Origin of the sequence: Micromonospora acroterricola (genome assembly GCF_003172955.1) — a bacterium.
Taxonomy (GTDB): Bacteria; Actinomycetota; Actinomycetes; order Mycobacteriales; family Micromonosporaceae; genus Micromonospora; species Micromonospora acroterricola.
On sequence record NZ_QGKR01000213.1, the window covers coordinates 1 to 20,612 of the forward strand.

The window sequence follows — 20,612 nt, forward strand, 5'->3', positions numbered from 1 at the left end:
CTCCGGGAGACGCTGCGCCGGGGCGGACCGTGCCGGCGGCCGGCGGCGCGGCGGGCGGCGCCGCCTCGCCGTCGAGCCGTTCCACCACGTTGCGGCGGATGACGTTCTTGCCCGGCTCCCGCACCAGCTCCATGGCTGCGGCGTTGAGCAGCACGCAACTCCCCGACGGACCGGTGACCGTCACCGTGGCCGCCCGGTTGTTGTCCAGGTTCGTGACCCGCAGCCGGGTGCCCACCGGGAACCGGTCGCTGGTCGCCGCCGGCGCCCCGCCCTCCGCCGAGAAGGTCACCGAGCCCGAGCAGACGGACTGGCCCGCCGGTGCGGTTCCGGCGAACCCGAAACCGGTCCCCACCGCCACGCCCGCCGCGGCGAGCACCGCCACGGTCGCCGCCAGCACGTGCTTGCGCTGCACCCTCATCGCCGTCACTCCCGTCCTCGGTGTGTGTTTCACCGCGTGGTACGGATGGGAGCTCCCTACCGTTCAGCCGACACGGGCCCCGATCGCGGTGGCGGCCAGATCCACCGGCCCGTACCGGGTGTGCGGCGCCCCGGTGGTCAGCGCCCAGTAGCGGTCCCCGTACGACCAGTGCCACCACTCGGTCGGGTAGTTCACCAGGCCGGCGCCGCCGAGCGCGTCGACCATGAGCTGCCGGTGGCGGCGGGCGGTCGCGCCGATGGCGGGGGCGGCGGTGAAGCAGGCCTCGGCGCTGTCCTCGGGCGTGGCGTCGACGGCCGTGCCGAGATCCAGCTCCACGCCGTCGTCGGTGCACAGGGTCAGGTCCACCGCCCCACCGGTGCTGTGCGGGGCCACCTCGACCGGCGAGACGAACTTGCTGGTCTCCCGGTGCAGCCGCTCCGGCGACCATTCCGGGTGCCGCAGGCGCAGCTCGTCCCGGTAGCCGGTGAAGATGGCCAGCTGGGCCTGGTACGGCCGGTACCCCTCGATGACCAGCAGGCGCACCCCGGCGGGCAGCGCCCGCTGCGCGGCCAGCAGCCGGTCCGCGACACCCGTGCGCAGCCGGGCGTACGCGCCGGACGACTCGGCCGCCCGCCCGTCCAGTCGCAGCTCCGGCAGCTCGCGCAGGTCCACCAGCGGATCGCCGTCGTCCACGCTGGGCACCGCCGCCACCCGGGGGTCGGAGAGCAGGATCATCCGGCGCTCCGAGCGGCGGTCGCGGCGCGCCCCGCGTGCCGGGTGCGGGCCAGCTCGACCAGCCGGTCCACCACCTCCCGGTAGCCGACGCCGGCCGCCGCCCACACCTTCGGGTACATGGAGTGCGCGGTGAAGCCGGGCATCGTGTTCAGCTCGTTGACGTACAGCTCGCCGGTCGTCTCGTCGTAGAGGAAGTCGACCCGGGCCAGGCCCCAGCCGCCGATCGCGGCGAACGCCCGCAGCGACAGGTCGCGAACCCGCTCGGTCACCTCGTCCGGCAGCACCGCCGGGACGATCATCGGGTCCGCTTCGCCGAAGTACTTCTGCTGAAAGTCGAACCACCCGCCGGCGACGCGCACCTCGCCCACCGCCGACGCCTCCGGGCGCCAGCCCCCGAGCACCGCGCACTCCAACTCCCGGCCGCTGACGCCCTGCTCGACGATGACGAGCTGGTCGTGCCGGAGCGCCTCCTCGATCGCGGCGGCCAGGTCGTCGCCCTCCCCGACACGGGAAATGCCGATCGAGGAGCCCATGCTGGCCGGCTTGACGAACAGCGGGCGGCGCAGCCCCAGCACCAGCTTCTCCGGGTCCTCGGTCGCCCGGTAGGTGTGCTCGTCGAACGCGACGTGCGGGGTGATCGGGATGCCGTCGGCGCGCAGCGCCCGCTTCATCGCCACCTTGTTCATGCCCACCGCGGAGGCGAGGATGCCGCACCCGACGTACGGCACGTCCAGCGATTCCAGCAGCCCCTGCACCACCCCGTCCTCACCGAACGGGCCATGCAGCACGGGGAAGATCACGTCCAGCTCGGCGTGTACCGCGCGGGGGTCGTCCGCCGCGGACACCTGCAGGGTGCCCGGGCGGGGACCGGACCGCAGCTCGACCGCCGGTCCGGTCACCGTCAGCCGGTCGTCGATAGCCCGCTCGGCGGCGGGCCGGTCGCGCAGCTCGGCCAGCACCGCGTCGGGCATCAGCCGGAACCCGCCGGTCCGGGTGATACCGATGGCGACCGTACGGTATCCGCCGTCGGCCAGCGCCCGGGCCACGCCGAGGGCCGAGGCGCAGGACACCTCGTGCTCCGCCGACGGGCCACCGAACAGAATTCCGATTCGAGTTGGCGCGCTCATGCCGCCGCTCCTTCCACAGTCGTCACATCGGCGGGCTGCTGGGCCGTCAACCGGGCCACCAGCGCCGCCTCCACATTTCCGCCGGTCAGCACCACGCCGACCGTCCGTTGCCGCTTCCGGCCCGCGCCGGGGACGCCCGCCGGCACACCGACCCGGTCGCCGCCCGCCTCGGCGGGCAGGCGAAGCGCGCCAGCCAGGCCCGCCGCCCCGGACGGCTCGACGAGCACCTTCAGCTCCATCAGGAGCAGCCGGAACGCCGCCGCGATCTCCTCGTCGTCGACCCGGACGACCCCGCGCACGGCGGTCCGCAGGATGGCGAACGGCAGTTCACCCACGCAGGACGGCCGCAGGCCGTCGGCGATCGTGGGCGCCGGCGCGACGGCAACGCGCTCGCCGGCCGCGAGGCTGCGCGCCAGGGAGTCGCAGCCCACCGGCTCCACGCCGTACACCTCGATGCCCGTGCCGGCGGCGGCCAGGCAGGCGCCCGCCACCCCACCGCCCCCACCGACCGGCACCACCAGCGCGTCCAGCGGTGTGCCGGCGCGCTCGGCCTGCTCGATCAGCTCCAGGCTGGCGCTGCCCTGCCCGGCGATCACGTCCGCGTGGTCGTACGCGTCGATGACCGGGTGGCCCGTCTCGTCGCTGAGCTTGCGGGCCGCCGACACCCGCTCGTCGACGCTCGTGCCGGCGAACAACACCCGCGCGCCGGCCGCCCGGGCCCGGTCGACCTTGGTCCGTGCCGCGTCGACCGGCAGCACCACGGTGGCCGCGAGCCCGTGCTGCCGGGCGGCCAACGCCACCGCCACCGCGTGGTTGCCGGTGCTCTGCGCGATCACCCCGGCCTCGCCGGCGGCGGAGAGCCGGCCGACCGCCCGCAGCGCGCCCCGCATCTTGTACGAGCCGCCGTCCTGGAGGTTCTCCGCCTTGAGCAGGACCTGCGCCCCGGCCAGCCGGTCGATCACCGGGGACCGCAGCACCGGAGTACGGACCACCCGGCCGGAGAGCCAGCGGGCGGCCTCCTCGACGTCGGCACGGCGCGGAGTGGCCGGTGCCGCGGTGGATGATGACATGGGTTCTCCTTCGGTCGTCGCTGGCGCCGGGATCGGGTCCACGGGGGCGCAGCTGGTCGCTTTCGGGCACGCCGGAGGCAGGGATGCCGCGAGACGCGGACCCCCGGGCTGGTGGGTTGTGGGTGCTAGGGCGGGGCGGGCAGTTCGACGTCCACCCGCAGGCCGCCGTGCTCGGCGGGTCGGGCCGCGATGATGCCGTCGTGCGCCTGGGTGATCGAGCGGGCGATGGTCAGGCCGAGGCCGGCGCCGCCGCCGTGCGAGGTGCGGTCCTGGGCGAGGCGGCGAAAAGGCTCGAAGAGACCGGCCACCGCCTCGGCCGGCACGGGCTGGCCCGTGTTGACCACGGACAGCGCGGGCGTGCCGCCGACCGTGACGGACAGCGAGCCGCCGCGCCGGTTGTACTTGATCCCGTTCTCCACCAGGTTGGTGACCAGGCGTTCCAGCAGCACGCGCTCGCCGACGACGACCCGGGGCGCGAGGTGGGTGTCGATGGTCACGGCCGCGTCCCGGGCCCGGTCCTGGTAGCCGGTGAGCACCGAGCCGACGATCTCGTCGAGCCGCTGGGGGGTACGCGAGCGCAGGCCCTGGTCGCAGTCGCTGAGCGCGAGCAGACCCTCGATCAGCCGCTCGTTGCGCTCGTTGGTCTCCAGCAGCTGGCTGGTCAGCAGCTCCAGCTGCTCAGCGGTGAGCGACCGCGCCATCCCGACCTCGATGAGTGTCCGCTGCACCGCCAGTGGGGTGCGCAGCTCGTGCGAGGCGTTCGCGGCGAACCGCCGCTGCCCCTCGTACCCGGCGGAGACACGTTCCATCATCTCGTCGATCGCCCGGCCCAGCCGGGCCAGCTCGTCGCGGCCCCGGGGCCGGATCCGGTGGCCGAGGTTCTGCGGGCCGAGGTGCCCGATCGGCTCCGCCAGGTCGCCGACCGGGCGCAGGCACCACGCCGCGCCGAACCACAGCGCCACCAGGGCGACCACGGTCACGATCAGCACGGCTGCCACGGGAAGCACGAACACGTCCTGGCGTACCGACGCGCACGAGTCCAGCAGGCCGGGCACGGGCAGGTCGCAGAGCTGCTGGCCACGATTCCAGATCAGCCCCGTCAGCCACGTGCCGGTCGTCGGCAGGAGCGGCCCTGCCAGCAACGCCAGCAGGCCGACGAGCAGCACTCGGCGTCGGGGCGTCCAGCTCACGCCGCGTCACCGAGCCGGTAGCCGGCCTTGGGGACGGTGTGGATGACCGCCGGGTCGCCGAGCTTCCTGCGCAGGGTCATCACGGTGACCCGTACGGCGTTGGTGAACGGGTCGGCGAACTCGTCCCAGGCCTGCTCCAGCAGCTCCTCCGCGCTGACCACCTGACCGCCGGCACGCAGCAGCACGTGCAGCACGGCGAACTCCTTCGGGCTCAGCGCCAGCGGTCGGCCATCCCGGCTCGCCACGTGGCGGGCCACGTCCAGCACCACGCCGTCCTGTTCCAGCACCGGCGGGAGCGCCGGGGTGGACCGCCGGCCGAGGGCCTGCACCCGGGCGACCAGCTCGGCGAAGGCGAACGGCTTGGTCAGGTAGTCGTCCGCGCCGAGGTCCAGACCCGCCACCCGGTCCCGGATGCCGGCGGCCGCGGTGAGCAGCAGCACCCGGGTGCCCGCCTGGGAGCCGGCGATGCTGCGGCACACCTCGTCACCGGTGTGCCCGGGCATGTCCCGGTCCAGGACCGCGACGTCGTACCGGTTCACGCCGATCCGCTCCAGCGCACCGTCGCCGTCGTAGCAGACGTCGACGGCCATCGAGAGCCGTCGCAGCCCCTCGGCCACGGTGTCCGCCAACAACCGCTCGTCGTCCGCCACCAGCACCCGCACGCTTCCGCTCCCCGTGTTTCCGCTCGTCCGGCATACCGTCGCAGGCCGAGGTTAAGGGTTCTGTAAGCACCCGCCGGAGCCATCTTCCACGGCACCTCCTGCTGGACAAACCACTGCAAGCCAGGCTCCGCCGACTTCGTCCCCGCGCCATGCTCTTTGCGTCATCCGTCCCGGGGGCGATGGGGCGGTTGGCGATCGAGGGTGAGCTGCGTCACGATGGGGGCCGAGGAGGTCGCCCCATGGCTGACCCGTGGCTCGCCCTGGAGTTCGGCGTCGATCCGGCCGAGCGGATCGCGCAGGTCGGCGCCGCCCACGAGGCGTTCCTCGCCGCCGGTGCCGCGCCACACCGGGTGCGTGAGGTGGTCCGCCGCTCCTGGGAACGCTCCGCCCGGCTCGACCCCGAGGCCACCCCGCCAGTCGACCTCACCGACGACGCGCTGGCGGCGTACCGGGCCGCGCACCCGCTGGTCCGGGTGCTGCCGCTCTTCCGGGACCTGCTCGGGGGCATCGCGCAGGACGGCGCGCACCTGATGGCGGTCTGCGACGCGTACGGGCGGCTGCTCTGGGTGGAGGGCCACCCGGGGGTCCTCCGGCACGCGGAGCGGATGAACTTCGTGCCCGGCGCCCTCTGGGACGAGCGGCACGCCGGCACCAATGCCCCCGGCACCGCCCTGGCCGTCGACCACAGCGTGCAGATCTTCGCCACCGAGCACTTCAGTCGGCCCGTGCAGCGGTGGACCTGCGCCGCCGCGCCGATCCACGACCCGGTCACCGGGCGGCTGCTCGGCGCGGTCGACATCACCGGCGGCGACCACCTGGCCAACCCGCAGAGCCTGGCGCTGGTCCGGGCCACCGCCCGGGCCGCCGAGGCGCATCTCGCCACCGACCGGCCGGTGGAGCCCGGCGTCGCCACCGTGACCGCGCTCGGCCGGGACGAGGCGGAGCTGCGGGTCGACGGGCGGCGCATCCGGCTCGGCCGCCGGCACAGCGAGCTGCTGGTGCTGCTGCTCCACCACCCCGAGGGGCGCACCGGCGAACAACTCGGCCTCGACCTGTACGGCGACGACCGGCTGCACCCGGTCACCCTGCGCGCGGAGCTGTCCCGGCTGCGCCGGGTGCTCGGCCCCGAGCTGCTCGACTCCCGCCCGTACCGGCTGCGCGGCACCGTCCGCGCCGACTTCACCACCGTCGCCGACCGGTTGGACCAGGGCGATCCGGCGGGCGCGCTCGACGCGTACTCCGGGCCGCTGCTACCCGGCTCGGACGCGCCGGGAGTGACACGACTGCGCCGGCTGATCGACGGCCAGCTCCGTGCGGCCGTGCTGGCCGCCGCGGACCCGGCGCTGCTCGCGGCCTGGACCGCGACGCCCGCCGGCGCCGACGACCTGACCGCCTGGCAGGCCCTGGCGCGGGCGTTGCCGGCGGGCGCGCCGCGCCGGCCGCTCGCCCTCGCGCGCATCGACCAGCTTCTCGGGGAGTACGACCTGACGAGCGCAACGTCGCTGCAACGTCCTCGAAACTAACGTCGCCGCCGACACCGCACCACGACGGCGGAGGTAACCATGACGCGCTACGACGCGCCCACCCACTGGCAGTCCCGTTACGACCACTTCATCGGCGGCGAGTACGTCAAGCCGCACGGTGGCGCCTACTTCGAGAACCCCACCCCGGTGACCGGGCAGACCTTCACCGAGGTGGCCCGGGGCACCGCCGCGGACGTGGAGAGGGCCCTGGACGCCGCGCACGGCGCCGCCGACGCCTGGGGGCGCACCTCGGTGGCCGAACGGGCGCTGATCCTCAACCGGATCGCCGACCGGATGCAGGAGAACCTGGAGTCGTTGGCCATCGCCGAGACCTGGGAGAACGGCAAGCCGATCCGCGAGACGCTGGCCGCCGACATCCCGCTCGCCATCGACCACTTCCGCTACTTCGCCGGGGCGATCCGGGCACAGGAGGGCTCGCTCGGCGAACTCGACGACGACACGGTCGCGTACCACTTCCACGAGCCGCTCGGCGTGGTCGGGCAGATCATCCCGTGGAACTTCCCGATCCTGATGGCCACCTGGAAGCTCGCGCCCGCACTGGCCGCCGGCAACGCCGTGGTCCTCAAGCCGGCGGAGCAGACCCCGGCGTCGATCCACTACTGGCTGTCGCTGGTGGCGGACCTGCTGCCGCCCGGCGTGCTCAACATCGTCAACGGTTTCGGCGTGGAGGCCGGCAAGCCGCTGGCGTCCTCTGCGCGCGTGGCGAAGGTGGCGTTCACCGGGGAGACCACCACCGGGCGGCTGATCATGCAGTACGCCAGCGAGAACATCAAGCCCGTCACGCTGGAGCTGGGCGGCAAGAGCCCGAACCTCTTCTTCGACGACGTCAGCGCGTCCCGGGACGACTTCTTCGACAAGGCGCTCGAGGGCTTCGCCATGTTCGCGCTCAACCAGGGCGAGGTCTGCACCTGCCCGTCTCGCGCGCTGATCCAGCAGGGCCACTACAGCGACTTCCTCGCCGCCGCGGTCTCCCGCACGGAGCAGATCGTGCAGGGGCACCCGCTGGACACCGACACGATGATCGGCGCGCAGGCGTCCAACGACCAGTTGGAGAAGATCCTGTCCTACCTGGACATCGGCCGGCAGGAGGGCGCCAAGGTGCTCACCGGCGGCTCGCGCGCGGACCTGGGCGGCGAGCTGTCCGGCGGGTACTACGTCCAGCCGACCATCTTCGAGGGCGACAACTCGATGCGGGTCTTCCAGGAGGAGATCTTCGGGCCGGTGGTCTCGGTGACCTCCTTCGCCGACCTCGACGACGCCGTCAAGACCGCCAACGACACCCTGTACGGGCTGGGCGCGGGCGTCTGGACCCGGGACATGAACACGGCGTACCGGGCCGGGCGGGCCATCCAGGCCGGTCGGGTGTGGACCAACTGCTACCACGCGTACCCGGCGCACGCCGCGTTCGGCGGGTACAAGCAGTCCGGCATCGGCCGGGAGAACCACAAGATGATGCTGGAGCACTACCAGCAGACCAAGAACCTGCTGGTCAGCTACTCGACCCAGAAGCTCGGCTTCTTCTGATGTCCGTCGTCTCCGTCACCCCCGCCGCGGCCGAGCTGATCCGGTCGCTGCGGGGGCGGCACGGGCCGCTGATGTTCCACCAGTCCGGCGGCTGCTGCGACGGCAGCGCCCCGATGTGCTACCCGGCGGGCGAGTTCCGCACCGGCTCGTCCGACGTCCTGCTCGCCTCGCTGGCCGTGGACGGGGTGCCGGAGCCGGTCGAGTTCTGGATGTCCGCCGCCCAGTGGAAGCTGTGGAAACACACGAGGCTGACCGTCGACGTGGTCCCGGGACGCGGCAGCGGCTTCTCCCTGGAGGCGCCGGACGGCGTCCGCTTCCTCATCCGCTCCCGCCTCGCCGCCTAGGTCAGCCCGGCCCGGGTGGGCTGGCGGGCGGGGGGGCAACCGGCGGTGGAGAGCGTGATACCTCTGAGTCATATTGATGCCTCAGAGGTATCACGCTCAAAACCAAGTCCGCCACCGGGCGAAGTGACACGGCGTCACGTCGGGCGCGAAGCGCGATCAGTCGCAGCCGTAGCCGTCGTTGTCGCGGTCCAGGTCGTAGATGTCGCTGCCAATGACCTTGACGACCCCGCTGACGTAGGCCGGGCCGTTGCCGCTGCCGCCAGCGCAGTCGACGTCGCTGGCGATCGGGACGCAGGGGCTGTAGTTCGGGTCGCACCTCGACTGCGCCTTCTTGGTGCCGACGGCGACGACCTGGGTCACCGGCTGCTTCGTCACGACCGACTTGACCAGCTTCTTGGCCGTCCGCACCCCGTCCGTGGTGGTCACCTCGTACGTCAGGGTCTTCACACCGTTGACGCCCTTGGTCCGGACGACCCGCTTGCCCTCGGCCAGGGACGAGTCCTTGACGGTCCGCTCGCCGTACCGGATCGCGGCCCGCTCCGTCACCGTCGTCACCTGCACCACGGGCGCGGGCGCGGCGCTGGACGGGCTCGGCGCGACCGGACTGGAGGGTGCGGCGGCCGGTGACACCTCCTGCGCGGGGGCCTCCCCGGTCGGCTCGGCGGGCGCCGCCACGATGGGCTGCTGCGGTTGCTCGGCCGCCGTGCCGGTACGGGCGGGCGTCGGTTCGCCGGTCAGGGCGCCGACGATCGCGGTGCCGGCGCAGCAGAGCAGCAGGAACGACAGGGCCACCGAGCCGAGGATCACGGCGACGCGGCTGGCGGGACTGGCCCGGCGGAACCAGTTCGGTCGGGGCCCCGGGCCGGACAACGGCGCGTGCGGCGGGCCGGGATTCGGCGGTGGTTGCATCGTCACGGCGATGAGTGTCGTCGCAAACACCGCGTGCAATATCCACCGTCGCGCTCGTCACCCGCGCCGTTCGCTCCGGGAGGGAAGATCGGTGGGCGATGCCCCTGCGACCGACAGCGCGGCGCCGACGACGGGTCGACACACCCGGCGACCGCTCGGCCGGACGGGTCGGGCCGATCGTGCGGCCCCAGCCGGGCAGCAAAGCCGCAAACCGCCACGCACCAACATTCGCGCAGCCAGCTGCGGGGTGCGTCGACGATGGACGGCCGGCGACCTGTCAGGTTGCCGTCACCGCGCTGGTCAACGGTCGCTCCTCCATCCCCCACGGCGAACCGTAGTCCACCAGCAGGTCGAGGAAGGGCGTCGGAGGCAGCGCCTCCGGACCGAGCACCCCGACGCCGGACCAGGCGCCGGTGGCGAGCAGTTCCAGCGCCACCACCGGGTTGACCGCGGTCTGCCACACCACCGCCTGGTGGCCGTACTCCCGCATGGACCACTCGTTGTCGACGACGTGGTAGAGGTAGACCTCCCGGGGCTGTCCGTCGGGCCCGAGGCCGCGCACCCACGTGCCGGCGCAGGTCTTGCCCCGCATCCGGTCGCCCAGGGTGGCCGGGTCGGGCAGGCAGGCCGCGACCACGTCGCGGGGGGACACGTCGACGCCGCGCACCCCGACCGGAGAGACCGCGTCCAGGCCGAGCTTGTGCAGCGTCCTGAGCACGTCGATGAACTCGTCGCCGAGGCCGTACTTGAAGGTGACCCGGCGGGCCCTGACCCAGCGCGGGATGAGCAGCACCTCCTCGTGCTCGACGTTGACGCACTCGACCGGCCCGATGCCCTCCGGGAAGTGGAAGACCTCCGGCTCACTGAACGGCTCGGTGGTGTACCAGCCCCGATCCCGCTCCCAGACCACCGGCGGGTTGAGGCACTCCTCGATCGTCGTCCAGATGGAGAAGGAGGGCGCGAAGTCGTAGCCGTCGACGGTGAGGTTCGCCCCGTCCCGGACGCCGATTTCGTCGACCTCGCTGAACAGCTCGTCGGCGGCGTACCGGGCGAAGACGTCGGACAGGCCGGGTTCGACGCCGATGCCGCACAGGGCCAGCCGACCGTCGGCGGACCAGGCATCGGAGCGCGCGAACTGCTCGTCGCCGAGCATCACCCCGGTCTCGGCGTACGGACGGGACGGGTGCGGCTGCGACAGCGACATCGCCATGTCGAGGTAGTCCGCGCCGGCCGCGAACGCGCCGTCGAAGATCGGCATGACGAAGCGCGGGTCGACGGCGTTGAGCACGTGGGTGATCCGGTGCTCCCGGCAGAGCGCGGCGACCGCGTCGGCCGAGGAGGCGTCCACCTGGGCGGCCACGAAGCGGTCGCCGTGCCCGGTGACCGCGCGTTCGGCGCGGTCCGGGTCGTGGTCGGCGACCACCATGGTCTCGAAGAAGGACCGCCGGGCGGCGATGGCTACGGCAGCGGAGCCGACGCCACCGGCGCCGACGAGCAGGACACGCATCAGGAATCAAACCCCAAACCGAGTCGATCGAGAGTACGGAGCCAGAGGTCGCGCCGGCCGTCGCGCGCGTCGGCGCGGGCCAGCGACCAGCGGGTGAGATTGATGCCGATCGCGCGGACGGGTTCCGGCGGGAACGGCAGTGGCTTGGTGCGGACCAGGTCGAGCCGGGTCAGCGGGGTGTCCCCGCCGGCCAGCAGGTCGAGCAGCACCCGGGCACCGAAGCGGGTGGCCCCCACGCCGAGGCCGGTGTAGCCGGCCGCGTACGCCAGCCGGCCGCCGTACGCGGTGCCGAAGAACGGGCAGAACCGGGTGCAGGTGTCGATGACGCCACCCCAGCGGTGGCTGAAGCGCACGTCGGCGAGCTGCGGGAACGTGGTGAAGAAGTGCTCGGCGAGAGTGGTGAAGGTGGCGTGGCGCTGCTCCAGCTCCGGCGCGACCCGGTTGCCGTAGTGGTAGACCGCGTCGTAGCCGCCGAAGAGGATCCGCCCGTCGGCGGTGATCCGGTAGTAGTGGAACTGGTTGGCCGTGTCGGCCAGCCCCTGCCGGTTGCGCCAGCCGATCGCGTCCCGCTGCGCGGGGGTGAGCGGCTCGGTCATCAGCACGTGGTCGTACACCGGCACCACGTACGCCCGCAGCCGGCGCAGCAGCGGCGGAAAGGCGTTGGTGGCGAGCACCACCCGGCGGGCCCGCACCGACCCGGGCGCGGCGTCCGGTCCGCCGGCCGTTCGCGCGAGCAGCGCGCCGCCGTCGGCGCGCAGCCCGGTGACCCGGGTGTGCTCGTGCACCCGCACACCCAGCTCGATGCAGGCGCGGCGCAGCCCCCACGCCAGCTTCGCCGGGTCCAGCATGGCCACCCGGTCGGCGTCGACCATCCCACCCAGGTACGTCGGCGAGTTCACCTCGGCGCGCACCTCGTCGCGGTCCAACAGCCGCACCCGGTGGCCGTACCGTCCGGCCAGCTCCGCGTCGGCGGCGAGCCCGGCCAGCTGGTACGGCGCGACAGCGACGGCCAGTTCGCCGGTGCGCTCGAAGTCGCAGTCGATGCCGAACTCGGCGACGGTGGCGGCGATCGCGTCCAGGTTCTCCCGGCCGAGGCGTTCCAGCTCGCCGACCTCGTCGGGGAACCGGTCGACGCCGTTGGCCAGGCCGTGGGTGAGCGAGGCGGCGCAGAAGCCGCCGTTGCGCCCGGACGCGGCCCAGCCGCAGGTGCCCGCGTCGACCAGCAGCACGTCCCGGTCGGGGTCGGCCTGCTTGGCCAGCAGGGCGGCCCAGAGCCCGCTGTACCCGCCGCCGATCACCAGCAGGTCGGCGTGCTGCGGGCCGGTGAGCGGCGGCAGCGGGTCGGGGCGGTCCGGCCGGTCGAGCCAGTAGGGCACGGGCACCGCGTCGGCCAGCGCCCGGCCGGTATGCGGGAGGGTCATGACCGGCCGCGCACCGGAGCGCCCTGCGCCGGGCCGACCGGCAGGTTGGCGCGTCGGGCCCGCCGGCCGCGCAGCGAGCTGAGCCCCACCAGCAGCAGCGCGATCACGAACATCGCGGTGCCGATGACGTTGACCTGCGGCGGGATGCCCCGCTGGGCGGCGCCCCAGACGTACATGGGGAACGTGACGGTGGTGCCCGCGTTGAAGTTCGTGATGATGAAGTCGTCGAAGCTGAGCGAGAAGGCCAGCAGGGCGGCGGCCACGATGCCGGGCAGCACCAGCGGCAGGGTGATCCGCCGGAACGTCTGCCACTCGCTGGCGTAGAGGTCCATGGCGGCCTCCTCCAGCCGCCGGTCCATCCCGGCCAGCCGCGCCTTCACGGTGACCACCACGAACGAGACGCAGAACATCACGTGGGCGATGACGATCGTCCAGAAGCCCTGCGGCACCCCGGCGGAGACGAAGAGGGCCAGCAGAGAGGTGCCCATCACCAGCTCCGGCGTGGCCATCGGCAGGAAGATCAGCACGTTGATGCCGGACCGCCCACGGAAGCGGTGCCGAACCAGCGCGAACGCCATCAGCGTGCCGAGCACGGTGGCGACGACGGTGGCGATGAAGCCGATCTGCACGCTGCGGACGACCGCGTCGCACATGTCCGAGGTGGCGCACGGCTGGCGCCAGTTGTCCAGGGTGAACTCGTTGAAGTCGTACGACAGCCGGCTGGAGGGACGGTTGAACGACAGGCCGGCCACCACCAGGATCGGCAGCGCCAGGTAGCCGAGCACCAGCAACGCCACGATCATCACGCAGCGGTCGGCCAACCAACGCGAGAGCCTCACAGCACCTCCTCCGTGCCGGCCCTGCGCAGGTAGCCGAAGACCACCGCGAGGATCGCCGCCATCAGCAGGAACGACAGCGCGGCGCCCTGCGGGTAGTCCAACCGGACCAGGAACGCCGAGTCGATGACGTTGCCGATCATGTACTCGTTCGGCGTGCCGAGCAGTTCCGCGTTGATGTAGTCGCCGCTGGCCGGAATGAAGAACAGCAGCGTGCCGGCGACCAGGCCGGGCATGGACAGCGGCAGGGTGACCCTGCGGAACGCCTGCACCGGGCTGGCGTACAGGTCGCTGGCCGCCTCCAGCAGCCGGTAGTCCAGCCGTTCCAGGCTCGCGTACAGCGGCAGCACCAGGAACGGCAGGAAGTTGTACGTCAGGCCGAGCACCACCGCGAACGGGGTGGCCAGCAGCCGGCCGTCCGGGGCGAGCAGGTGCACGTCGCGCAGCAGGCCGACGAGCGCGCCGTTGTCCGACAGGATCGTCTTCCAGGCCAGCGTGCGGACCAGGAAGCTGGTGAACATCGGCGCGACCACGCAGACCAGCAGCAGGTTCTTCCACCGGCCGGCCTTCTGCGCGATGGCGTACGCCAGGGGGTAGCCCAGCAGCAGCGCCAGCACCAGGGCCACACCGGCGTAGCCGAACGAGCGCAGGAACTGCGGCCAGTACGCCTGCAGGACGTCGGGGTAGTTGCCGAATGCCCAGGTCAGCGCGTACCCGGTGGAGAGCGAGCCGCTGGGGTCGTAGAGGCTGGCCGAGGCGAGCTGCACCAGCGGCACGCCGAAGAACACCAGCAGCCAGGCCGCGCCGGGCAGCAGCAACAGGTACGGCAGTAGGCGGTGCCGCCCGGACCGGGCAGCCGGCGGCGTGGCCGCCGGCTGCCCCGATCCGGTGGGCACCTGGGCCAGGAGGGTCACGAGGACGCACCCACCGGCTCGTCGAGCACCGGCGACGTCCGGTCGGCGTCGTCGACGTCCCGGGGCAGCAGGAACGCGTGCCGCGGATCCCAGTACGCCACCGCCTCGCTGCCGACCGGCACCTGGGCCGCCGCCCCGCTGTTCGCCGTGAAGACCGACAGCTCGGTGCCCCAGCCGGTGCGCAGCAGGTACTGCGTGCTGACACCCACGTAGGAGGCGTCGGTGACCACCCCGGTCACGTGCTGATGACCGGCGGGCACCTGGTCGGCAGAGCCGACCAGGTTCAGCTTCTCCGGGCGTACCCCCAGGTGGACCGGGCCCCGGTCGACCCGGGACCGGCCGGCGGGCACGGAGAAGCGCGCGCCGTGCGCCGTCACCGCGACCTCGCCGCCACCGGTGCCGGCGGCCTCGGCGGCGAGCAGGTTGGACTGGCCGAGGAAGTTCGCCACGAACGCGGCGGCCGGGAACTCGTAGATGTCGGCCGGGGCGCCGAGCTGCTCGATCCGGCCGGCGTTCATCACGGCCACGGTGTCGGCCATGGTCATGGCCTCCTCCTGGTCGTGCGTGACGTGGACGAAGGTGATGCCCACCTCGGTCTGGATCCGCTTGAGCTCGATCTGCATCTGCCGGCGCAGCTTCAGGTCGAGCGCGCCCAGTGGCTCGTCGAGCAGCAGCACCTGCGGACGGTTGATCAGCGCGCGGGCGAGCGCGACCCTCTGCTGCTGGCCGCCGGAGAGCTGGGCCGGGCGGCGGTTGCCGTAGTCGTCGAGCTGCACCAGCGACAGCATCCGCAGGACCTCGTCATCGACCGAGCGGATCCCGCGCCGGCGCAGCCCGAAGGCCACGTTCTCGAAGATGTTCAAATGCGGGAAGAGCGCGTAGCTCTGGAAGACGGTGTTCACCGGGCGCTTGTACGGCCGCAGCCGGGCGATGTCCCGGTCGCCGAGCAGCACCTGACCGCTGGTCGGCTCCTCCAGGCCGGCGATCATCCGCAGCGTGGTGGTCTTGCCGCAGCCGGACGCGCCGAGCAGGGCGAAGAACGAGCCCTGACCGATGGTGAGGCTGAGGTCGTCGACGGCGGTGAAGACGCCGAACCGCTTGGTGAGGTTGGCCAGGCGCAGGTCGCCGGCGGGTGTCTCGCGCGCCATCCCCGTCACGCCCCGATGACCTGCTGGTACTTGCCCTCGTACTCCTTCTCCTGCTTCTCGTCCAGGGCCATGAACACCTTGGACTTCGACAGGAGCGCGTCATCGGGGAAGATCAGTGGGTTGGCGGCCAGCTCGGGGTCGATCTTCTCCATCTCGGCCTGGGCGCCCTTGACCGGGCAGATGTAGTTGACGTACGCGGCGAGCGTCGCGGCGACGGCCGGCTCGTAGTAGTAGTTGATCAGCGCTTCGGCGTTGCCCTTGTGGGTGGCCTTGTTCGGGACCATCATGTTGTCGCTGAACAGCATCACGCCGGAGTCGGGCGCGACGAACTGCACCTTCTCGTTCTCGCTGGAGAGCTGGATGACGTCCCCGGACCAGCCGATGCACGCGGCGATGTCACCCTTGGCCAGGTCGGGTGCGTAGTCGTTGCCGGTGAACTTGCGAATCTGCCCGGAGTCGACGGCCTTCTTGAGCTTGTTGAGCGCGTCGTCGAACTGGGCACTGGTGAAGTTGGCGGGATCATGCCCGTTGGACCCGAGCAGCAGGCCCATCGTGTCGCGCATCTCGCTGAGCGCGGTCACCTTGCCCTTGAGGTCCGGGCGGGTGAGCAGCTCGTCGACGGTGCGCAGCTCCTTGGTGACGCTGCCGTTGTACGCCAGACCGGCGAGGCCGGACTGCCACGGGATCGAGATCCGGTTCTCGGCGTCGAAGGAGCGGTTGAGCAGCGACGGGAGCAGGTTGGCCTGGACGTTCGGGATCTTCGCCGGGTCGAGCTTCTGGATCCAGCCGAGCCGGATCATCCGGGCCGCCATCCAGTCGGTCAGCACGATGATGTCGCGGTCGGTGCTCTGGCAGGCGGCGAGCTGGTTCTGCACCTTGCCGAAGAACTCGTTGTTGTCGTTGATGTCCTCGGTGTACGTCACCTGGATGCCGGTCTTGCTGATGAACTCGTCCAGGCTGGGCCGCTTGGACTCGTCCTTCTCGTCGACGTCCATGTACTGCGGCCAGTTGGAGAAGGCAAGCTTCTTCTCCGTGCCGGAAAGGTCTTCGCTGACGCAGCCGGCCTCGGTCTGCTGCGCGCCCTTGGTGCCGCAGCCGGCGAGGCTGCCGCCCGCGGCGAGCAGCGCGGCCGAACCGAGAGTGCCGGTGAGCAGTCCACGCCGGGTGAGGGGCCGGAGGGGAGTACGCATGACGACTCCTAAGGGGTCATCGTCGGCGGGCGGGACGGGGGTGGCGCGCCGGCGGGAGGGTTAGGTGCCATGGACGACTGATCCTGACATGAGGTGACCTCCCTTACAAGGGATTCCGTTGCGGGATTAGCGATGCACGACGAAATACGCCAGACTGCGCGAGGACACACGCGCGACATCACGATTCGGGACATGGGGAGCGCACGATGACGAACCGGCAGCACGAGAACGGCAACGGCGGTCGACGCGTCGCTGTCCGTGAAGGCGCCAATCACGCTCTGCTGGACGACGTGGCCAAGCGAATCATCGAACAGCTCCAGGAGGACGGCCGGCGGCCCTACGCCACGATCGGCAAGGCGGTCGGGCTCTCCGAGGCGGCGGTCCGCCAGCGGGTGCAGCGGCTGCTCGACTCCGGCGTGATGCAGATCGTCGCGGTCACCGATCCGCTCCAGCTCGGCTTCCCCCGGCAGGCGATGATCGGCCTGCGCACCGACGGCGACCTGGAGGCGGTGGCCGACCGGCTGGCCGAGCTGGAGGAGGTCGACTACGTGGTCATCACCGCCGGGTCGTTCGACCTGCTCACCGAGGTCGTCTGCCGCAACGACGACCACCTGCTGGAGATCCTGCAACGGCTGCGCGCGGTGCCCGGGGTGCTCTCCACGGAGGCGTTCGTCTACCTCAAGCTGCGCAAGCAGACCTACACCTGGGGTACGGCCTGACGCGCGCCCTTGATCCAGATCGTGCGCCGCGCCACGAGGGAGGCGCTACCACCCCGCGGGCGCTTTGGAGCTGATGTCGCAGACGATTCGCCCGTCAGCAGGACTTGGCGACGAGCACGATATGCCGTCCGAGGACGAACACGGTTCCGACGGCCGCGCCCCGGCGCCGGACTCGACCCGCGGCCCTCGCGCCGCCACCGCGGCCGCCGCAGAGCCGTGGCCGCCACCGAGACGCAGGAGAGGCCACCGCCGTGACGTCACGGTGACCGTCGCAGCGTGACCTCGCACTGGCCTCAGCCGGGATGTCGCAGCGGCTCGGCCTCGATGTCGCAGCGGCCTCAGCCGTGAGTCTCAGCAGCCTCGGCCGTGATGTCACAAACGATTCAGCTCCAAAGGCAGCCACGCATGCACCTCCGACTCCCGCGGGCCGTCTGCCCGGCCGCGACGGCAGTGCGGATTCCGTTGCATCCCACACGCCTGTGCGCTAAATCCGTCGTAGGAAACCCGTCACGCCACTGATACCACTTGCCTCGGAGGTGGATACTGTGCGATAACCGTTGGCAGAGCGGCCGGCGTCACCCCTTGCACCGGCCCGACGACCGATGGGGCTGACATGGCCAACGCCACCGACCACCTCTGGATGCACTTCACCCGGATGGCGAGCTACTCCGCCGGCGAGGTGCCGACCATCGTGCGCGGCGAAGGCGCGTACGTGTGGGACGCCCAGGGCCGCCGCTACCTGGACGGGCTCGCCGGGCTCTTCGTCGTCAACGCCGGCCACGGCCGCACCGAGCTGGCCGAGGCGGCCGCCAAGCAGGCCGGTGAGCTGGCGTACTTCCCGCTGTGGTCGTACGCGCACCCGAAGGCCGTCGAGCTGGCCGAGAAGATCTCGTCGCTGACCCCGGGCGACCTCAACCGGGTCTTCTTCACCACGGGCGGCTCGGAGGCCGTCGAGGCGGCGTGGAAGCTGGCCCGGGCCTACTTCAAGCGCACCGGCCAGCCCAACAAGTACAAGGTGATCAGCCGGTACATCGCCTACCACGGCACCTCGATGGGCGCGCTGTCCATCACCGGCCTGCCGGGCATCAAGAGCGATTTCGAGCCGCTGGTCCCCGGCGCGATCAAGGTGCCGAACACCAACTTCTATCGGGCGCCGGAGCATGGCGACTCGCCCGAGGCGTTCGGGCGCTGGGCCGCCGACGAGATCGGCCGGGCCATCGAGCGAGAGGGACCGGACACCGTCGCCGCGGTCTTCCTGGAGCCGGTGCAGAACTCCGGCGGCTGCTTCCCACCGCCGCCCGGCTACTTCGAGCGGGTCCGGGAGATCTGCGACGCGTACGACGTGCTGCTCGTCTCCGACGAGGTGATCTGCTCCTGGGGGCGGCTCGGCGAATACTTCGGCGCCGTTCGCTACGGCTACCAGCCCGACATCATCACCACCGCCAAGGGCATCACCTCCGGGTACGCCCCGCTCGGCGCGATGATCGCCAGCGACCGGCTGATGGAGCCGTTCCTCACCGAGACCGGCATGTTCGCCCACGGGGTGACCTTCGGTGGCCACCCGGTGTCCTGCGCGGTGGCCCTGGCCAACCTGGAGGTCTTCGCCCGCGAGGACCTGGTCGGGCACGTACGGGCCAACGAGGACGCCTTCCGGTCCACCCTGGAGAAGCTGTACGACCTGCCGATCGTCGGCGACGTCCGCGGCGACGGCTACTTCTACGGCATCGAGCTGGTCAAGGACAAGACGACTCGGGAGACCTTCGACGAGGCCGAGTCGGAGCGGCTGCTGCGGGGCTTCCTCTCCACGGCGCTGTTCCAGGCCGGGCTCTACTGCCGGGCCGACGACCGGGGTGACCCCGTCGTGCAGCTCGCCCCGCCGCTGATCGCCGAGCAGCAGCACTTCGACGAGATCGAGCAGATCCTGCGCACGGTGCTCACCGAGGCATGGGCTCGACTCTGAGCGGCGGCCCTGCCGGGCACTACCGGGAGCTGTCGTACTGGCTGTCGACACTGGGCGAGCCGCTGACGCCACGACCGGCGCTGCCCGGCGACACGGACGCCGACGTGGTGATCGTGGGCGCCGGCTACACCGGGCTGTGGACGGCATACCACCTGGCCCGGGCCGAGCCGACAATGCGGGTCATCGTGCTGGAGAAGGAGATCGCCGGGTACGGGGCTTCCGGTCGCAACGGCGGCTGGTGCTCGGCGCTCTTCCCCACCTCGCTGACCGGGCTGGCCCGCCGGCACGGCCGGGACGCCGCGATCGCCATGCAGCGCGCCCTGCACGGGACGGTGCGCGAGGTGGGCCGGGTGGTCGCGGCCGAGGGCATCGACTGCGACTGGGCGGACGGCGGCACGGTCATGCTCGCCCGCACCGGTCCGCAACTCGTCCGTGCCCGGGCCGCCGTGGACGAGGCCCGCGCCTTCGGCTTCGGCGCGGAGCACCTGGCGCTGCTCGACGCCGGCGAGGCCGCCGCCCGTTGCGCCGCCGAGGGGGTACGCGGTGGGACGTACACCCCGCACTGCGCGGCCGTGCACCCGGCGAAGCTGGTCCGCGGCCTCGCCAGGGCGGTGGAACGACTCGGGGTGACCATCCACGAGCGGACGGCGGTCACCGCGATCCGGGCCGGCGCGGCGGTCACCGCGAACGGCACGGTACGGGCGCCGGTGGTGGTCCGGGCGACCGAGGGGTACACGCCCACGCTGCCCGGTCAGCGGCGGGCCGTGGCGCCGGTGTACTCGCTGATGGTGGCCACCGAACCGCTGCCGCCCGAGACCTGGACACGGATCGGGCTGGCTCGGCGCGAGACGTTCTCCGACCACCGGCACGTGATCATCTACGGGCAGCGCACCGCGGACGGCCGGCTGGCCTTCGGCGGGCGCGGCGCTCCGTACCATTTCGGGTCCCGCGTCTCCCCCGACCACGACCGGGAGCCACGGGTCTTCGCGGCGCTGCGGCGGACGCTCGGGGAGCTCTTCCCGGTGCTCGGCCCGGACGTGCCGGTGACGCACAGCTGGGGTGGCCCGCTCGGTGTGGCAAGGGACTGGGCGGCCTCGGTCGGCTTCGACCGGGCCAGCGGCCTCGCCTGGGCGGGCGGCTACGTCGGCGACGGGGTGGGCTCCAGCAACCTCGCCGGCCGCACCCTGGCGGATCTGATCCGCGGCGAGCGCACCGAGCTGACCACCCTGCCCTGGGTCAACCACCGCTCCCCCCGCTGGGAGCCGGAACCCCTGCGCTGGCTGGCGGTGAACGCCGGCCTAGGGGTCATGGCCTCTGCCGACAAAGCCGAAGCCCGCACCAACCGCCCGTCCCGCCGAGCAGCAGCCTTCACCCGCCTCCTAGGCAACTAACCC

18 protein-coding genes and 1 pseudogene are annotated in these 20,612 nt (G+C 72.1%); 6 read left to right on the top strand and 13 right to left on the bottom strand.

All coding sequences use genetic code 11. The features are described from left to right. The 6 genes and pseudogenes from DKT68_RS18090 to DKT68_RS18115 all read right to left on the bottom strand — a co-directional run. Positions 1 to 418: pseudogene (locus tag DKT68_RS18090) on the bottom strand (septal ring lytic transglycosylase RlpA family protein); the annotation flags it as partial. A gap of 63 nt (positions 419 to 481) precedes the next feature. Beyond that, the gene (locus tag DKT68_RS18095; protein WP_109818591.1) at positions 482 to 1,153 is read right to left on the bottom strand and encodes a M15 family metallopeptidase; all 672 of its coding nucleotides are present in this window, start codon (positions 1,151 to 1,153) and stop codon (positions 482 to 484) included. Next, complete coding sequence (locus DKT68_RS18100; protein ID WP_109818592.1) at positions 1,150 to 2,280, bottom strand: D-alanine--D-alanine ligase family protein; 1,131 nt, start codon at positions 2,278 to 2,280, stop codon at positions 1,150 to 1,152. Before DKT68_RS18100 ends, DKT68_RS18095 begins: the two co-directional genes overlap by 4 nt. Continuing rightward, positions 2,277 to 3,350, bottom strand: coding sequence for a threonine ammonia-lyase (locus tag DKT68_RS18105; RefSeq protein WP_109818593.1), 1,074 nt, complete (start codon positions 3,348 to 3,350; stop codon positions 2,277 to 2,279). Before DKT68_RS18105 ends, DKT68_RS18100 begins: the two co-directional genes overlap by 4 nt. A 125-nt stretch (positions 3,351 to 3,475) precedes the next feature. Continuing rightward, positions 3,476 to 4,540, bottom strand: a complete 1,065-nt coding sequence (locus DKT68_RS18110) for a sensor histidine kinase (RefSeq protein WP_109818594.1) — start codon at positions 4,538 to 4,540, stop codon at positions 3,476 to 3,478. Further along, positions 4,537 to 5,202: a response regulator transcription factor gene (locus DKT68_RS18115; protein ID WP_109818595.1), complete on the bottom strand. Its 666-nt coding sequence runs from the start codon at positions 5,200 to 5,202 to the stop codon at positions 4,537 to 4,539. Before DKT68_RS18115 ends, DKT68_RS18110 begins: the two co-directional genes overlap by 4 nt. A 239-nt stretch (positions 5,203 to 5,441) precedes the next feature. On the opposite strand from DKT68_RS18115, the gene DKT68_RS18120 reads away from it, so the two are divergent. The 3 genes from DKT68_RS18120 to DKT68_RS18130 are packed head-to-tail and all read left to right on the top strand — an operon-like array spanning position 5,442 to position 8,614. Continuing rightward, complete coding sequence (locus DKT68_RS18120) at positions 5,442 to 6,725, top strand: GAF domain-containing protein (protein ID WP_109818596.1); 1,284 nt, start codon at positions 5,442 to 5,444, stop codon at positions 6,723 to 6,725. 39 nt (positions 6,726 to 6,764) lie between these two features. After that, positions 6,765 to 8,270 carry an aldehyde dehydrogenase gene (gene adh / locus DKT68_RS18125; protein WP_109818597.1) on the top strand — a complete coding sequence of 502 codons (1,506 nt, stop codon included), beginning with the start codon at positions 6,765 to 6,767 and terminating at the stop codon, positions 8,268 to 8,270. Then, positions 8,270 to 8,614 carry a DUF779 domain-containing protein gene (locus tag DKT68_RS18130; RefSeq protein WP_407940760.1) on the top strand — a complete coding sequence of 115 codons (345 nt, stop codon included), beginning with the start codon at positions 8,270 to 8,272 and terminating at the stop codon, positions 8,612 to 8,614. The genes adh and DKT68_RS18130 overlap by 1 nt, the downstream gene beginning before the upstream one ends. A gap of 156 nt (positions 8,615 to 8,770) precedes the next feature. Here DKT68_RS18130 and DKT68_RS18135 read toward each other — a convergent pair whose 3' ends face one another. The 7 genes from DKT68_RS18135 to DKT68_RS18165 form a co-directional block, all read right to left on the bottom strand. After that, complete coding sequence (locus DKT68_RS18135) at positions 8,771 to 9,523, bottom strand: G5 domain-containing protein (RefSeq protein ID WP_236646950.1); 753 nt, start codon at positions 9,521 to 9,523, stop codon at positions 8,771 to 8,773. Positions 9,524 to 9,800: 277 nt separating this feature from the next. Beyond that, the gene (locus DKT68_RS18140) at positions 9,801 to 11,030 is read right to left on the bottom strand and encodes a saccharopine dehydrogenase family protein (protein WP_109818599.1); all 1,230 of its coding nucleotides are present in this window, start codon (positions 11,028 to 11,030) and stop codon (positions 9,801 to 9,803) included. Next, entirely contained in the window at positions 11,030 to 12,451 is a 1,422-nt protein-coding gene (locus tag DKT68_RS18145) for an NAD(P)/FAD-dependent oxidoreductase (RefSeq protein WP_109818600.1), read from the bottom strand. The genes DKT68_RS18140 and DKT68_RS18145 overlap by 1 nt, the downstream gene beginning before the upstream one ends. Continuing rightward, positions 12,448 to 13,290: an ABC transporter permease gene (locus DKT68_RS18150; RefSeq protein ID WP_236646949.1), complete on the bottom strand. Its 843-nt coding sequence runs from the start codon at positions 13,288 to 13,290 to the stop codon at positions 12,448 to 12,450. Before DKT68_RS18150 ends, DKT68_RS18145 begins: the two co-directional genes overlap by 4 nt. After that, entirely contained in the window at positions 13,287 to 14,201 is a 915-nt protein-coding gene (locus tag DKT68_RS18155; RefSeq protein ID WP_109818601.1) for an ABC transporter permease, read from the bottom strand. The genes DKT68_RS18150 and DKT68_RS18155 overlap by 4 nt, the downstream gene beginning before the upstream one ends. Beyond that, the gene (locus tag DKT68_RS18160; RefSeq protein ID WP_109818602.1) at positions 14,198 to 15,349 is read right to left on the bottom strand and encodes an ABC transporter ATP-binding protein; all 1,152 of its coding nucleotides are present in this window, start codon (positions 15,347 to 15,349) and stop codon (positions 14,198 to 14,200) included. Before DKT68_RS18160 ends, DKT68_RS18155 begins: the two co-directional genes overlap by 4 nt. 5 nt (positions 15,350 to 15,354) lie before the next feature. Continuing rightward, a complete protein-coding gene (locus DKT68_RS18165; RefSeq protein WP_109818603.1) occupies positions 15,355 to 16,539 on the bottom strand; it encodes a polyamine ABC transporter substrate-binding protein in 1,185 nt (394 codons plus the stop codon). A 206-nt stretch (positions 16,540 to 16,745) separates the two neighbouring features. Between DKT68_RS18165 and DKT68_RS18170 the strand changes: the two genes are divergently transcribed. From DKT68_RS18170 to DKT68_RS18180, 3 genes are all read left to right on the top strand, one after another. After that, positions 16,746 to 17,258: an Lrp/AsnC family transcriptional regulator gene (locus DKT68_RS18170; protein WP_089017637.1), complete on the top strand. Its 513-nt coding sequence runs from the start codon at positions 16,746 to 16,748 to the stop codon at positions 17,256 to 17,258. Positions 17,259 to 17,871: 613 nt separating this feature from the next. Next, positions 17,872 to 19,218, top strand: a complete 1,347-nt coding sequence (locus DKT68_RS18175) for an aspartate aminotransferase family protein (RefSeq protein WP_109818604.1) — start codon at positions 17,872 to 17,874, stop codon at positions 19,216 to 19,218. Next, entirely contained in the window at positions 19,203 to 20,609 is a 1,407-nt protein-coding gene (locus DKT68_RS18180) for an NAD(P)/FAD-dependent oxidoreductase (RefSeq protein WP_109818605.1), read from the top strand. Before DKT68_RS18175 ends, DKT68_RS18180 begins: the two co-directional genes overlap by 16 nt. The last annotated feature ends 3 nt before the right edge of the window (positions 20,610 to 20,612 follow it).

Bases quoted from the DNA above. Each gene is read 5' to 3' on its own strand.
- DKT68_RS18130 (WP_407940760.1), top strand. From the start codon at position 8,270: ATGTCCGTCGTCTCCGTCACCCCCGCCGCGGCCGAGCTGATCCGGTCG.
- DKT68_RS18095 (WP_109818591.1), bottom strand. From the start codon at position 1,153: ATGATCCTGCTCTCCGACCCCCGGGTGGCGGCGGTGCCCAGCGTGGAC.
- DKT68_RS18120 (WP_109818596.1), top strand. From the start codon at position 5,442: ATGGCTGACCCGTGGCTCGCCCTGGAGTTCGGCGTCGATCCGGCCGAG.
- DKT68_RS18170 (WP_089017637.1), top strand. From the start codon at position 16,746: ATGACGAACCGGCAGCACGAGAACGGCAACGGCGGTCGACGCGTCGCT.
- DKT68_RS18145 (WP_109818600.1), bottom strand. From the start codon at position 12,451: ATGACCCTCCCGCATACCGGCCGGGCGCTGGCCGACGCGGTGCCCGTG.
- DKT68_RS18175 (WP_109818604.1), top strand. From the start codon at position 17,872: ATGGCCAACGCCACCGACCACCTCTGGATGCACTTCACCCGGATGGCG.
- DKT68_RS18165 (WP_109818603.1), bottom strand. From the start codon at position 16,539: ATGCGTACTCCCCTCCGGCCCCTCACCCGGCGTGGACTGCTCACCGGC.
- DKT68_RS18100 (WP_109818592.1), bottom strand. From the start codon at position 2,280: ATGAGCGCGCCAACTCGAATCGGAATTCTGTTCGGTGGCCCGTCGGCG.
- DKT68_RS18105 (WP_109818593.1), bottom strand. From the start codon at position 3,350: ATGTCATCATCCACCGCGGCACCGGCCACTCCGCGCCGTGCCGACGTC.
- DKT68_RS18160 (WP_109818602.1), bottom strand. From the start codon at position 15,349: ATGGCGCGCGAGACACCCGCCGGCGACCTGCGCCTGGCCAACCTCACC.
- adh (WP_109818597.1), top strand. From the start codon at position 6,765: ATGACGCGCTACGACGCGCCCACCCACTGGCAGTCCCGTTACGACCAC.
- DKT68_RS18180 (WP_109818605.1), top strand. From the start codon at position 19,203: ATGGGCTCGACTCTGAGCGGCGGCCCTGCCGGGCACTACCGGGAGCTG.
- DKT68_RS18140 (WP_109818599.1), bottom strand. From the start codon at position 11,030: ATGCGTGTCCTGCTCGTCGGCGCCGGTGGCGTCGGCTCCGCTGCCGTA.
- DKT68_RS18135 (WP_236646950.1), bottom strand. From the start codon at position 9,523: ATGCAACCACCGCCGAATCCCGGCCCGCCGCACGCGCCGTTGTCCGGC.